This is a genomic window from Photobacterium kishitanii (assembly GCF_000613045.3).
Classification (GTDB): Bacteria; Pseudomonadota; Gammaproteobacteria; order Enterobacterales; family Vibrionaceae; genus Photobacterium; species Photobacterium kishitanii.
The window spans coordinates 1,835,726-1,850,968 of record NZ_LN794352.1; the positions used below are offsets into that span (position 1 = coordinate 1,835,726).

Consider the following 15,243-nt stretch of genomic DNA (forward strand, 5'->3'; position numbering starts at 1 on the left):
TTTGATCGATAAAAAAAACCAATAAACAATGGGTTGCTATTTTATAAGTTGATGTACTACTATCAGGCGGTAACGCACAAGATGACACATAAATACTGTTATCAGTTCTAATATTTAACTGATTATTTTTAGTAATACGGAAAAATAACGCCAATAACATAACTGATAAAAATATGAAGGACATTATCATGCCATTCTCTTCTCGCTCGAAATTATTATCTGTCGTTATTGCTTTATCCTCAGCCATAGTCAGTACTAATGTAAATGCTGAGCCACAAAAATGCAGTCAGTTAACGTCCGCTATCGAAAAAACAATTTGCGCATCTCCTGAATTAACAAAAATGAATCAGCAGGTTGAGCAACAATATACACAATTAAAAAAAGCCCATAGTCTTGTCGATAATGTTGTTATAACAAATACTCAAAATCAATGGCATGAACAAATAAAAAAACAATGTACCACATTAGAATATATGAAAGGTTGTATCCGTATTAGCTTACAACGTCAACTGTATGATATTAAAAATGAAGTTACAGCGTTAGCAACTGTCAGTAAAAAATGGCGACGCGTAAATAGTTCATTACGACAATATGCCAATACAGTAAAAAGTAATATTAAGCAATGCCCTACAATCAGCATTAAGCCAACGAAAAATATAATGCAACTGATTCCAAGTCAGTATGTTTATGTTAAATCTTTAGTTAACCCACAATGTAATACTGTTATAAGAACTTTTGCAGGATGCAGTATACTCAAAAATAACCGCTGTAATAAATGGCAGTTAAAACTTGTTGCCTCTGATGCTAATAATCAACACCCTTATATTATCGGCACATTAGCGCCAACAAGTAGAACAGGAAATAGTGGTGCTATTTTTGTTCCTTATAAATTTAGTCCCAATGGTAACAATCTAATATTAAAAGCAATGATGGAGCCAGCAGGTGCTGGTGGTGGCAGCATTAATTATGGCTATGATATTATTATTCAAAATAACAAGCAGCAACTTGCGACATCAACACAACATTATCTAGCACCCGCTAATGCACATTTCTATGCTAATAATACACGTGTCGCTTATTTGGAAAATTCGCCGTTATTACCTAATTATCCGCAACCTGGTGGCGGTTCTAATAATGGCAAATTAGTCATAAAAAACATCAATAATGATAAGGTACTGCTGACTAAAGAGCGTACAGATACTAGTTACGTGATTAAAGAGATAAATTCAGCAGACCACACTATGACTATCACGACAACCCACCATCGTTTTGGTGGTAAATGTCCAAGAATGGAAGATTCTCTTGACTGTAGTTCACGTACTACGACTGAAGAAAAAATAACATTACCTTAGTTTTCATTGTCTCCATTTTTATAGTATCTAAGCGACATTAGCCCTCATATTTGAGGGCTATATTTATTCTTTTTTTTGATCTACCGTTTCTGATTTATTTTTGTTTTCTTTTACTCGATAAGTACCATCTTTATAAGTAATATTAAAAGCAAAGTTACTTAAAACAAGTCCAATAAAGATAAAATTGTACATAGAGTGAATAATAGCTAATGCTTTAGCATCATGTCCTATTGGAGCCATATGACCATAACCAATCGTTGTCGCAGTTATAAAACTAAAATAAACAGCATCAAAATTAGAAACTAATTCACTTACTCCGCCTGTTGCTTTATAAAGTACGGCAAATCCCAAACACACTTCTATATAGTTAATAACAAGCATTAAATAAGATCGTTTTTTTGATATCGGAGGACTATATATATCAGAAAGAAAAATAACACCCAGTAAATACAATAATGTTTCAAGCAAGAGATAACTAATAAGAATAATTGCAAAAATTGAATCTTCTGAGTTACATCTAAAAATAATAATTGGTGTTATCAATTTAAATATAACATAAACCTCTGAACAAATTTTACGAGGTAACAAACCAAATTTACCAGATATATGACGAAGGTATAACCCTGGAAATACATAAGAGGATAATACTAGAAATAATTTAAATAGCCGCTCAATACCAAATGTATTCTCTTTTTCATCATTCCAAACAGCTTTTAAATGATCATTTTGAATAGTAATTGCTGGTCTAACACATCTAAATTCAGTACTCCAATTACTCAAAAATAGCTTTTTTAAAAACCTCAAAGTAACTCCTATAACTACTGTTATTATATATTCTTACCACTTTTCATAGCATATCATTATTTAATGAAGTATTTCTGTTTCATCGATCTCATAGTAAATCAATATCGTAATGATTAGGTCATAAATTATATTTATAGCACAAAAAGATGCAGGACATAATATACATACTTAATAAAATATGTACATTATATCCTACATCAATTTTTATTTTATTTTGTAACGTTTGACTATATTCAACAATATTTAAATGAGTAAATACGCATTATTATTATCAAATAACATAGCAACTTATGAGCGAGATGCTTGATAAATTGGCTCAATTGTTTTTGCTAATGCTGTATCAAAATCTGCTTGAGCTTGGTCAGCAAATAAATCATCAGTCAATACACGAGAGAAACTAGCAATGATACCGTTATTAGCTGCTAATTTTTCACATGCTTGCATTAACGGGAAACCACCTGATAACGCAACGACTTTAACAACATTCTTATGTGCAATTAAATCACTGTATAAATTAGCTTGCTCTGGCAATGTTAATTTTAGCATCACCAATTGATCATCATTAAGTTGATCAAGTTGTGCCATTAACTCACGACGTAGAATAACTTCTGCTTGTGCTTTTTCTGGACTATCAATGCTAACTTCTGGCTCAATAATTGGTACTAAGCCACCTGCAATAATCATTTTAGCGACTTCGATCTGCTGAGCCACAACTGCTTTGATACCAGCTTCATTTGCATCCCAAATAACAGAGCGCATCTTGGTACCAAATACATCTTTGCTCTTAGCTTTAACAACTAGAGCTTCAAGACCAACAATAGGCTTCATTAGTTGAACGCCATTCACCTTATCTTCAAGACCTTGGTCTACTTTAAGGAAAGGTAATACCCCCTTATCTTCCCAAAGATAAAGTGAAGAAGGTTTACCTTCAATTTCGCGATCTAGCGTGTTTTCAAATAAAATAGCGCCGATAACTTTATCGCCACTAAACGCAGGGCTAGTAATAATACGAGAACGCATGGCATGCACTAAATCAAACATTTGCTCATCATTGCTATAGGCACTTTCTTCGATACCATAAGCTTTTAAAGCCTTAGGAGTACTACCACCACTTTGATCTAGTGCAGCGATAAAACCTTCCTGAGTGCGCATTTTTTCTAGTTGTTGTGTGTTAAATGTAGTCATAAATTGTCCCTCTGCGATTCTAGTTAATTCTGCATACTCGCTCAGACAAGAGTAGTATTAATTAATCAAAAAACAAAAAAAATTATAGTTATCAAGATGTAGTTCGTTTTTCTTTCATTCCCTTGACTTGCTATCTACTATATCTAGTATCTTACTAGCATAATATAGCTCTTTCGACAATTAATAACCAAAAGCGGACAATGTAAGTTTTACGAAATTCCCACCTAAGTAAAATAATACATAACACATTGTTTAAAATGAAAAAACCGCACACCTCTATGAGATATACGGTTTAAAACTCAATATATTGATTCAGGATTTACATATTTATTTTTTAAAAAGCAAAACCATTACTACGCTTGCAGATCAGCATACTGGCCAAGTTCTACAACAGTAACTGCAGTAATAAACTCACCGTCGAGATAAAAATTCACAGCATCGCCTGCTTTCTCTCCACGTAATAGCGTTATTGCCCCACTACGGTGAGACACTTGCATTTCTAACGTCTTATCATCAAGCTGTTTAAATGTAGCCGCTTCAATATCACTGTTTTGTACACTTGCTAATGGCACTGTGGTTAATGAACGATCTAACATACTGTTGATATTCAAAAATGTATTCAATTTCATGTCAGCAACTGCTGGTGATTTGCCCGTAATAGGGTTTTTACCAGTCCAAAATTCAATTGAATTGAAGATAAATAAATCGGCTGTTGCTGCAATGCCGTACACAGGACTCAGCAATACATATAATCCCGCACGACCATAACGGTTATCAACAGCAGACAAATTGGCTTTAGTTACCACCTTTGACGCACCCATTTGACCAATACAACCCGTTAATGAAGTGGTTAATACTGCAATTGCTACGGCTTTAAGTGCAAGCTTTTTCATTTATAATTAACTCCAAACATATGATCTGACGAGATCAAAAACATGCGGATTATAAATTTTTCCACATTCATTACGAGCAAATAAGTAATAGTAAATGTTTCATTTGAAACAGTGTTGTCATATTTATAAAGATAAAGAATGAGAGTTTATTATCATATGATGCAATTTAAAAAGTACAAACAAAACCAGTAGCATAAAAAGTCAGCAAAAACGACTGTTTAATCAAAAAAGCTCTTATTAGTTAATATAAATAACTATCCCTTACAAGAAATAAAATATACCCAAATAGCATTACTCTTCGTGGATTATGTTTTTTCCCCGTGTCGTATTTTTAATACAAAAGCATAAGTTTTTGATTATTTCATTTAAAAAAAACATAACCATATTGTAGAATGCCTAAACAATCTGCCTACCCAGCATATTTAAATGAATATAAAAATACTTAGACTTAGGTATTCATTAAAACTATCGCAGAACGATATGGCCCTTGCTTTAGGAATATCAAGAAGTACGTTAGTTAGAATTGAACGAGGCCAGATTTCACCTAAAGCAGACATTATAAAAAAACTATCTCTATTGTCAGAAATGGAAGTTAGTTATTTTTATCATTCTGAGGATAAGTATATAAAAAAAATAGAAACCATCATCACTGACAATAACCTCAATGCTGATGATGTTTTATTATTATTAATCAACAAGATCGAACTTGATACCATTAGCGAGATTTATGATAGAAATACATTATAAAAAGACGTTAATGTCTATAAAAATAATGCGCAATTTCATACAACAGAAAATATTGAACAATGACTTATCGGATATCGAACAATTCCTAGAAATATACAATTTAAAAATTAATGAATTATCTATAATAATCAATTTAAAAACTGGTGGTGACATTTAAAATTTATGCATGACAAAATAAAAAAAGCCCGTTCCGAGTTAAAAATATCACAACTAGAAATGTCTAATTTATTAAATATATCAAGACAATCATATATTGACATTGAAAATGGAACACGAATTCCACGTGCTGACTTACTCTTTAATATTTCTTTGATTACTAATAAAAAAATAACTTTTTTCTATAATGAACATAACCTAAGTAAGTTAGATCATATTGCCTTTTTATTAAGAGGAAAAACAGAAGCAGAAAAAAATCACTACCTAGAAATATTAGAGTCACTAATAAAAAAACACAAAAATAATCATTTATCTTAATGGTACAATATGGACAGCATTGAAATTACAAAAACACAAATAACCGATGCCATTTCAACAGGGAAAATACAACCTTTCATACAGCCAATAGTCAATACAAACAAAAACTTAGTTGGTTTCGAAGCGCTTTCTCGTTGGATTGTATCAGACCACGAAATCCGTTTACCCTTAGAGTTTATACCGATAATAAAAGATGACCAGCGACTATCTGAAAACTTAACCAGTAGCATTTTATTACAGCTAATCGATCACTTTAAGCCTCATAATAACAATGGATTATTTATTTCTATAAATATCTATAGCCATAGTTTAACGACACCAGTCATCCATTTACTGGTAACATTAAATCAATCTATCAATGTTGTTATTGAAATATTAGAAAATGATGATCTAGAAAATATAGATAATTTTAGAATGACCTTACATTATTTAAAAGTGAAAGGTATAAAAATTGCTCTAGATGATTTTGGCTGCGATAAAAATGTTAATGACCGACTATTTGATCACCCATTTGATTACGTAAAAATTGATAGACTTTTTGTACGTGATATTGATACTAATTTGTCTAAATTAAAGTCATTACAAGCAATGGTAACGTTAATACAATATTTTAACTTGCCTATTATTGCCGAAGGTGTAGAAACCGAAAGTGTTTTTAAGTTATTAACAAATCTAAATATAGAAATGTATCAGGGATACCTATTTTCTAAACCGATCCCTTTAGGAGCTAAACCGTATCAACCAACTCCCCTAGCAAGTAATGATTTCGAAAATAACTAATATTTTACCAATTACGGTGCTTTAACCTACTGATACATAAAATTTAACAAAAAAGCACCGTAAGCCATAATGGCATCCAATAACACGTGTTAATACCCAAAAAGCATCTTTTATATCTTCATTTTACAACTTTTTATACTAAAACTACTGCCTAATATTTTTGATTATGCATAAAGTATAAATAAAATCATTACGTACCATAATAAAAATTAAGACCTTTCATTTGATATCCTACTAACTTCATTCTTTAGTAAACACAGCACTATTCTTTCATACTACCAAGTGAATAATCTTAAGTAAGTCTTAAGTTATGCTGTAGATAATAGCGTCATCCGTTAACTAATAAAGAATAAACAATGCGCAAAATTTTTCACTTAAAAATGACCAGCTTTATTGTATGGCTGTCTCTTTATTTCACTCTATGCTTTAATTTCCCGACATTAGCAAAGATATTTTCGTTAAGCCATACAGTATCAAACCCACTTTTTCCCTATACTGCACCCATTGTTTTAATTGCCGCTTTTATCATTATTTTTAGCTGTTTGTGCTGGCCGTATATTTTTAAAGCCATCATGATCTTTTTAGTTATAACGTCATCAATGGCATTCTTTGCTGAAGTCAATTACCACACTTTATTTGATAATGCGGTTATCGAAAGCATCTTCCAAACACGCTCTGATGAAGCAATGTCATATGTTAATTTGCATTCTATAACCTATATTGTGATATTTGGTATAGTACCAAGTATTTGGATTGCTTGCGTTAAGATCACTAAACGTGAATCATTTATTAAAGAAATCATCGCTCGTATTATACTTATTGGTATTGCCACCACAGCCCTACTTATTATCGCGCTAACTAACTACAAAAGTTATGCTGCCGTTGGGCGTAATAACCATTATTTAAACCGAATGATCATACCAGGCCATGTTTATGCCGGTGGTAAATACTTATACAAAGAATTCATCTACAAACCTTTGCCTTATAAAAAACAAGGCTTAGATGCAACATTACCCTCTACGAAAAACCACAAGCCAACATTGTTTGTAATGGTGCTAGGTGAAACGGCTCGTACCTATGATTATGCCTATAACGGTTATGATCGAGATACCAATCCTTATACTAAAAATGAAGGAATAATTTCATTTAAAAATGTTCAGTCGTGTGGTACGTATACGGCATTGTCAGTACCTTGTATGTTCTCTAACCTAACTCGCGCTCACTACAATCAAGATCGTGCTTATAGTCAAGATAACGCCGTTGATATTATTCATCGTGCAGGCGCAGAGGTGTTGTGGATAGACAATGATGGTGGCTCAAAAGGCGTTGCAGATAGAATGCCTTATGTTACAACTGATACATCAAAACATAACCAATATTGTGACGGCACCAGTTGTTATGATGGCGTAATGCTGAGTAAAGCAGCAGCCTTTATACACAAAGATGATAAAAATAAATTGCTGGTTTTACACCTTATCGGTAGCCACGGCCCGACATATTTCCAACGTTATCCAAAACAGTTTGATCGCTTCAAACCATCTTGTAATCGTAGTGATATTGAAAATTGTACCGACCAAGAAATCAAAAATGTTTATGACAATACCATTCTCTACACTGACTATGTAGACGAACAAGTCATTAAGCTATTGAAGGAAAATGAAAATAAATACAATGTCGCCATGTTATATATGTCCGACCATGGTGAATCACTTGGTGAAAATGGATTTTATCTTCACGGCGCGCCTTACCCTATTGCACCGAAAGAACAAAAACATGTGCCATGGCTATTATGGATCCCCACTCAATATGCTCAGCAAAAAGGTATTAATATTAGCTGCTTAAAAGCGAAAGAAGACGTTGGTCATTTATCACAAGATAATTTGTTCCATAGCTTATTAGGCCTTTATGGTGTGCAATCTAAAGTTATCAACCCTGCACTTGATATTAGTGCGAGTTGTAGAGTTAAACCATAAACGACTAAGGTAACATTATGATTTAATGTATACTTATACATTCTGTATGAGTATACATTTTTACGCTGAGTTTATAATGAAACTATTGATTATTGAAGATTCCTCACCGTTGCGCCGTAGTTTAGTTGTTGGGTTCAATAACTTAGGGATCACAACCGATGAGGCTAGTAATGGAACTGATGGACTCAGCTTAGCTCTTCATAATCCTTACGATATTATCATCTTAGATCTTATGCTGCCGGGTATTGATGGCATGGATATACTCAAACAATTAAGAAAGTCTACCGTACAAACAAGGGTGATTATTCTTTCTGCCAACAACCAACGTCAAGATCGTATTAATGGATTACTCCAAGGTGCAGACGATTACCTTACTAAACCTTTTTCTTTTGATGAACTACACGCCAGAGTTGTTGCTATTTCTCGGCGCGGTATTATTAATAATTTCACCAACACCATAACAATTAATAACTTTATTTTAGACTCAAACACGATGAGTTTACGTTATGAAGCGATCGATATTGATCTCACACCTAATGAATTTAAAATTATTGAATACCTCTTTAATCATCCGAATCAAGTGATGAGTACAGCCATGATCAGCGATAATATTGCCAATAATTTCGATTATATTTCTAAAAACACCATTGAAGCGCATATTTCTACTATACGGAAAAAAATAAAGTCCCATCCAATTACAGCGACTTTTCCACTTAAAAACAAACGTGGTTTTGGCTACTATATTGAGAGTTAATAATGATTAAAGCACGCTCAATAAAAAGAAACTTAATTAATACCATTTCCGCTATTTTTGGATTATTTATCATCATTGTGTATACATTTATTGATACTAGTATTGATGATTGGGCTCAACAACAATTCAAAACTGGACTAAAAGAGAAAATGGAGCAGATAAAAGTCCTGCTCCATGATGATGCCACTCCCATTGTTGATAATTCTAGTAGCCATTATTTCTATCAAATCTGGAAAAACAATCAAACGATCAAACGTTCGGCCAATCTTCACCCCTACCCTGAACTAAACCTACGCCACACTAAAATTGCAACTAACTCACATCAGCTTGTTCAAGTAACCATGCCAAATAATACACCAGGGCAAGCGCTTTTATCGTCATATGTTCATCGAAACAAAGATGGATCAAGTGACTATATGTATATCACCGTCGCAACCTCAACCAAAAGCCTTAATCGTATAACAGGGATATTAGATCTTTTGCTGATTGGCAGCTTTTTATTATCAATGGTCATCATTCGAATTGTGACTAAAAAAATTGTTAGCCAAGGCTTGCTGCCTTTAGATTCATTAAACCAACAAATTAAAACCTTCAATAACAATAATGACGATTCAAATAAGCATTTTATTTTTGATGGCAATAAACATTACTCTGAAATTGATCTAATAATTAACGAATTAAATAATTTCTTAGCCATTAATCGTAATAGTATTGAAAATGAAAAACGCATCACATCAGATATTGCCCACGAAATAAAAACCCCTATCGCCGAGCTGATTACACTAACAGAAGTCCACCAGCGCTTTCCTGATGATGAGCGATTAGCTAAAACATTTACTGATGATATTTTGCAAATATCTAATAGAATGCGAATAATTGTCGAAAATTTATTATTACTTCAACGTACATCGTCAACGATTGAGCTGTACAAAGAACCGCTTTATATGATGGTATTATTAGATGAAATTCAACAAAGATTAGCCTTTAAATATTCTAATATTACGAGCAGAATGACAATAAATATCCAGCTTAAATCAGCAATTATTGCCGATGAATTTAGTCTAAAAACAATCTTAACAAACCTAATTGATAATGCCTTATTTTATAGCTTACCCGATGATAATATTAAAATTAATGTCTTAGACAATACACAACAAATCAGTATCGAAGTCGTTAATATCGCGACCATTCACTACTCAACAACTGAACTCGAAAAGTTAATCCAACCGTTGTATCAATATGACAGCTCAAGATCAAACGATAGCCGCTATGGTCTAGGGCTATCGATCGTTAGTAACATTTGTAAAATAAATAACTATCGATTATCGATAACGCAATCTGTCAATGGCGATTTCAGTGTCATGGTGCGTATGCCTAAATAACAAATCATCATATTGTTATTATGAAATTTTTTGATCTATTTCTACCATACTTTGAATCCCTACGGTCATTATTTCCATAAATAATCGCAGTCTTTTTGAGTAATAATTTGAGTAGGGATATACCAAATAAATCGGTAATGGATCAGCTTGCCACCCTTCAGCAATATGTACAAGTTGACCTGTTAGTAAGTAAGGTTCAACTAACCATGAAGAGACGGTACTGATCCCTAAACCATCCTTGACACATTCAACAGCAGAATAAAGGTTATCCGTCGATAAAATAGGATCTAATTCTAATATAGAGGTTGTGTTGCAAGCGGTATTCTTTAACGTTAGCTCATGATTATAAAAGCTACTGATCGTAATCCATGGCCATTGCTGTAATTCAGTAATATTGTTAATTTTCTCGTATTTCTCAATCAGTGAAGGAGCAGCAACCACAATACGAGGAACATGCGCGATGAGTTTAGCGACTACATTTGGAGTTGTAACAGCGCCTACATGAATAGCGCAATCTATATTATCTGAAAGAAAATCAGGTAAGGTATCATTCAACAACCAATCAACACGCATTTCTGGATACATCGTAAGGTATTCTATTAACGGCTTAACTAACTGTTTCTGACCAAAAGCATGAGGTACCCTTACTCTCAATCGCCCTTTAAGGGTAGCCGTATCGTTCACTACCGAATCTTCTAGTATTAACCACTGCGCCAATAATTGTTTAGCTTGCTGATAACAACTGTCCCCTTCATCGGTTAATTTTAATTGATGCGTAGTGCGCAGCATTAACTTGCAATTAAGAATTTGTTCCAATGATTTCAAGCGTCGACTGATCGTCGGTTGCGTTGTATTTAATTGGATAGCCGCAGCACTTAAACTTCCAGCTTCAACAATTCTTACCCATGTTTTAAGTAATAATATTCGGTCGAGGTTTTTTAGAGTCTGTATGTTCATACGCTGAGTGTATAACAGTATTACGATTATGCCATCTATAAAATTGGTATTCGTTCAGGCATATTCCGTTCATATTTTTCCGAAAACGGACACACGATGACTTTTAAAGCTTACACACTGACTAAACAGCAAACATTACCTCTTAAGCAACTCTTTGGCTTATCTGTCGGTGCTGGATTTAGTGTCTCTGCCATGTATTATAACCAGCCTATCATCGGATTATTATCACATGCCTTCCAAGTAAAAGTCAGCGAAGCAGGACTCGTTGCGATGCTCACTCAAATCGGTTATGCACTCGGGATCTTTTTTCTCGTACCTTTGGGAGACATGGTTAATCGAAAAAAACTGATCATTTCTAAATTAGTTCTTCTTTGTGGTGCACTGTGGCTCTGCAGCCTTTCTTCTACCTTTCCAATCTTATTAATAACGAGTTTGTGTGTTGGAATTTTAGCTACATCCGCGCAAGATATCGTCCTTGCTAGTACAGTAATATCACCGCCTAATCAAAGAGGAAAATCAGTCGGTATTGTAATGACCGGGTTATTATCAGGAATACTCTTATCCCGCGTATTTAGCGGTATTATTGGTCAATTTTGGGGTTGGGAGATAATATTCCAACTTGCCGCTTCAATTATCATGGTATTAATTATCTATTTTTGGTTTTCATTACCTACGATGCCATCCCAAAACACGCTGACATATAAACAAATAATGGCTTCATTAAAGCCGCTATGGCAACAATTCCCACAGTTAAGACAATCCGTTATTGCTCAATGTTTCGTATCAATTGCCTTTAGTGCCTTTTGGACAACCCTAGCACTGTTTTTGTCGCATAATTATGGATTAGGTAGCGCTACTGCTGGCGCTTTCGGCTTAGCTGGTGCAGCAGGTGCTATCTCGGCACCGTTAATCGGTGGATTATCAGATCGCATTGGCGCCCATAAAATACTCTTAGTCAGTATTAGCATCGTTATTTTATCATTTATCGCAATGCTATTTATTCCACTCTTCACTATACACCTTCAAATTGGATGGCTGGTTTTATGTGTAATACTTTTTGACTTTGGTATCAACGCAACACTAGTGTCACACCAAACGATTGTTTATAGTTTAAAACCTGAAGCAAGAGGACGCCTTAATTCAATTTTATTCACGTTTATGTTTATTGGTATGGCAATAGGATCTGCCGCGGGTGGCTACCTTTATCAGCACGTAGGATGGAACGGCGTTTTAGTGCTCGCTATCGTTGCTCCGTTGATCGCATTAATGATTAGAATGAAATCAACAACACCAATAGCGTTAGCTTAGCTTTTTCTATATTAATAAAAGGTTGTAACATCATCACCATCTTGTAACTATTCAAGATGTTACAACCTATTTTATGCATTAACATTTTGATATTCGTATAAAGAATGCGATTATGCTCGTAATTTATAACGTCATCTTAAAGCGAACGATCAAATGCATAGTAAAGTACATAATGTGATGGCGTGGCGTCAGGATATTTTTGCAGGATTATCCGTCGCAGCCATTGCGTTACCCGCTCAAATGGCAACAGCACATTTAGCAGGCTTCCCCGTTATTTATGGTTTATACGTTTTTGTTGTATCCAGTGTTGGTTTTTTCCTTTTTGGCAGCAATCGTTATTTATCTTGTGGGGCAGATTCAACCATTGCACCTATTTTTGCCGTGAGTCTTGCAGGTTATGCTGCATTGTTCAGTGCGCAATACATGGCACTCGCCTCATTATTAGCATTACTTGTTGGGGGGATCTTATTAGCAGTTTATATTTTTAAACTCGGTTGGGTCGCCAATTTACTGTCTTACCCGGTAACATTAGGCTTTTTAGCTGGCGTATCAATTCATATTATTGTCAGCCAACTGCCTTCTATTTTAGGCTTACCGCATGATTTGGCATCACCATTTCAAGCCCTATATCATTTAGTACTAAATATAGGACAGCTTAACGTCATCACAACCTTAATTGGTGGTGGCGTATTTGCCTTTATCTTTTGGTTTAGTCGCCAATATAAACGCTTCCCCGCGGCACTGGTTGCCTTGACGGTAAGCATAACAATTGAAATGGCTTTAAATGCTAACAACATTCATATACCAACATTATCAAATCCTGCCGGGTTTGAACTGCATTGGGCAATTATTGGATTACCGTGGCAACAAGCATTAACTATTTTTCCATTAGCGTTATTGATTGCAATGATTTGTATTGTCCAAACATCGGCGGTTTCTAACACCATTAAAGACCGTAATACGACCCCTAATTTTAACCGTGACTTTGCAGGTATCGGCTTAGGTTCTGTTTTATCAGGCTTAATTGGTGGCTTTCCAGGTAATGCTAGTCCCCCCCGCAGCATGTTAATTCAACAAACTGGAGCATACTCAAAATGGGCAGCACTATTTTCAGCAGCAGTGATTTGTCTGGTATTACTCTATGCTCAAAACGTTTTTCATTTGATCCCTAAAGCAACCTTAGCGGGGATCTTAATGTATGTCGGCTTGAGTATTTTCAAATGGACTGAGATTAAGCGGATCTATCAACAGAATCGTCAAGAGTTCTACTTATGTTTAGCGACTATGTTGATGATAGTCACTTTTCGAATTGATATTGGGGTAATGTTTGGCGTTTTATTATCATTACTACACAGTGTATTTATTATCACTCGCCCAAACTGTGAAGAACTGTTCCGTGAGCCTAACTGCGACCATTGGGGACACCGCTCTCGTTTAAATCCAGAAGATAATTTATCAACTGAAGAAGATGTTGCTGTGCTTCACTTTTCAGCACCGTTATATTTTACGACCTTTTCATATTTTGAAGAACGTATTTTACAACTCGCCAATACTCGCCCACTGCTGCGTTTGATCATTATTGATGCCAGTAGTATCAGTGATATGGATTTAACGGCCGTTGATAAGATTGAGGTATTAAGTCAAAAACTGACGCACCGTAACGTCACATTAGTCTTTGTTAATATTGAACATCCAAGATTTCGACGTTTGGTTGAAACCACTAACCTGCTGACGATGTTAGGTCAAAAAACCGAATACAACAGTATCGAAATTGCTATTAGCGCCCATCACTAATTAACGCTAGCTGATTTCAATGGTTACGAGATATGTGCCACATCACGGCACATATCTCATTATTGTTATGCTAAATGCTTGGCTTGTTGTTGTAATTCTTTTTCCGCTTTCACTAAATCCTCAAAAGTCCAACCTACAGCTTCAGTTTTAGCCATAAGGCCACAAATATCAGCGATCTGGAATACATCTTCTGAACTGTCACTGTAAGCCACGACTAATTGTTGATCTTTCATATCCCAAGCCTCTGGATCTTTATCACCAATAAGCCCATCTAAATAATCGCCTAAACAGCAATGTACGATTAAGAAATGTTGCATTTGCAATTCTGAAACATCCAAAATATTAGCGGCTTCAACATAATCATACATATAGCTTGCAGATTCAGTATCAATAAAAAATTTAGTGACTTCTGCATCCCAATACTCAAAATCTGCAATTTTAGATGATACATAACACTCAATTGCGTTCACAACGATGCAATAATCACCAACCATTGACTCATATTTTTTAGACATAACGACCCTTTAAATACTACTTATATACATCATGTTAAACTAACACATGCACACGTTTTAATTATCTCGCAATTATACTCAATACCAACTGCGTTGATAGCATCATACATAAAATATATGGGATAATATTTACAATCATAGCTCCTCTTTATAACATAATCTTATAAAGCGAGATCTAAAACCAAAAACCTCTTTTTATAAATATATAGATAAATGAAATAAATATAGATATAAGTTCAACAACTTATCGTTTGATATTTGTCATACAATACTTTTAATACTTCATTTATATTGCTTACGATTTATATCATTACATAAAGAATAA

14 protein-coding genes are annotated in these 15,243 nt (G+C 34.4%); 9 read left to right on the top strand and 5 right to left on the bottom strand.

Annotation, left to right across the window (positions count from 1 at the left end; genetic code table 11):
- Positions 1-188: 188 nt before the first annotated feature.
- The gene (locus tag PPBDW_RS08635; RefSeq protein WP_036794842.1) at positions 189-1,352 is read left to right on the top strand and encodes a lysozyme inhibitor LprI family protein; all 1,164 of its coding nucleotides are present in this window, start codon (positions 189-191) and stop codon (positions 1,350-1,352) included.
- 63 nt (positions 1,353-1,415) lie between these two features.
- Here the strand turns inward: PPBDW_RS08635 and PPBDW_RS08640 are convergent, their stop codons facing one another.
- From PPBDW_RS08640 to PPBDW_RS08650, 3 genes are all read right to left on the bottom strand, one after another.
- A complete protein-coding gene (locus PPBDW_RS08640; protein ID WP_036794844.1) occupies positions 1,416-2,156 on the bottom strand; it encodes a potassium channel family protein in 741 nt (246 codons plus the stop codon).
- Positions 2,157-2,444: 288 nt separating this feature from the next.
- Complete coding sequence (locus PPBDW_RS08645) at positions 2,445-3,341, bottom strand: fructose bisphosphate aldolase (protein ID WP_036794846.1); 897 nt, start codon at positions 3,339-3,341, stop codon at positions 2,445-2,447.
- A 353-nt stretch (positions 3,342-3,694) separates the two neighbouring features.
- A complete protein-coding gene (locus PPBDW_RS08650; protein ID WP_036794849.1) occupies positions 3,695-4,234 on the bottom strand; it encodes a DUF3332 domain-containing protein in 540 nt (179 codons plus the stop codon).
- Positions 4,235-4,660: 426 nt separating this feature from the next.
- Between PPBDW_RS08650 and PPBDW_RS08655 the strand changes: the two genes are divergently transcribed.
- From PPBDW_RS08655 to PPBDW_RS08680, 6 genes are all read left to right on the top strand, one after another.
- Positions 4,661-4,981, top strand: coding sequence for a helix-turn-helix domain-containing protein (locus PPBDW_RS08655; protein ID WP_036794852.1), 321 nt, complete (start codon positions 4,661-4,663; stop codon positions 4,979-4,981).
- Positions 4,982-5,143: 162 nt separating this feature from the next.
- Positions 5,144-5,455 carry a helix-turn-helix transcriptional regulator gene (locus tag PPBDW_RS08660; RefSeq protein WP_036794855.1) on the top strand — a complete coding sequence of 104 codons (312 nt, stop codon included), beginning with the start codon at positions 5,144-5,146 and terminating at the stop codon, positions 5,453-5,455.
- Between the two features lie 9 nt (positions 5,456-5,464).
- Complete coding sequence (locus tag PPBDW_RS08665; RefSeq protein ID WP_036794857.1) at positions 5,465-6,235, top strand: EAL domain-containing protein; 771 nt, start codon at positions 5,465-5,467, stop codon at positions 6,233-6,235.
- Between the two features lie 356 nt (positions 6,236-6,591).
- Positions 6,592-8,208, top strand: coding sequence for a phosphoethanolamine transferase (locus tag PPBDW_RS08670; RefSeq protein ID WP_230850384.1), 1,617 nt, complete (start codon positions 6,592-6,594; stop codon positions 8,206-8,208).
- A 76-nt stretch (positions 8,209-8,284) separates the two neighbouring features.
- Complete coding sequence (locus tag PPBDW_RS08675) at positions 8,285-8,962, top strand: response regulator transcription factor (RefSeq protein ID WP_036794859.1); 678 nt, start codon at positions 8,285-8,287, stop codon at positions 8,960-8,962.
- Between the two features lie 2 nt (positions 8,963-8,964).
- Positions 8,965-10,344, top strand: coding sequence for a sensor histidine kinase (locus PPBDW_RS08680; RefSeq protein WP_036794862.1), 1,380 nt, complete (start codon positions 8,965-8,967; stop codon positions 10,342-10,344).
- Positions 10,345-10,362: 18 nt separating this feature from the next.
- Here the strand turns inward: PPBDW_RS08680 and PPBDW_RS08685 are convergent, their stop codons facing one another.
- Positions 10,363-11,301, bottom strand: a complete 939-nt coding sequence (locus PPBDW_RS08685) for a LysR family transcriptional regulator (protein WP_036794863.1) — start codon at positions 11,299-11,301, stop codon at positions 10,363-10,365.
- Between the two features lie 96 nt (positions 11,302-11,397).
- Here PPBDW_RS08685 and PPBDW_RS08690 point away from each other — a divergent pair, with 96 nt between their 5' ends.
- Together PPBDW_RS08690 and PPBDW_RS08695 are read left to right on the top strand one after the other, a co-directional pair.
- Positions 11,398-12,609 carry an MFS transporter gene (locus tag PPBDW_RS08690; protein ID WP_054262033.1) on the top strand — a complete coding sequence of 404 codons (1,212 nt, stop codon included), beginning with the start codon at positions 11,398-11,400 and terminating at the stop codon, positions 12,607-12,609.
- 153 nt (positions 12,610-12,762) lie between these two features.
- Complete coding sequence (locus PPBDW_RS08695; RefSeq protein ID WP_054262034.1) at positions 12,763-14,403, top strand: SulP family inorganic anion transporter; 1,641 nt, start codon at positions 12,763-12,765, stop codon at positions 14,401-14,403.
- Between the two features lie 65 nt (positions 14,404-14,468).
- Here the strand turns inward: PPBDW_RS08695 and PPBDW_RS08700 are convergent, their stop codons facing one another.
- Complete coding sequence (locus PPBDW_RS08700) at positions 14,469-14,918, bottom strand: hypothetical protein (RefSeq protein ID WP_036794864.1); 450 nt, start codon at positions 14,916-14,918, stop codon at positions 14,469-14,471.
- Between the last annotated feature and the right edge of the window lie 325 nt (positions 14,919-15,243).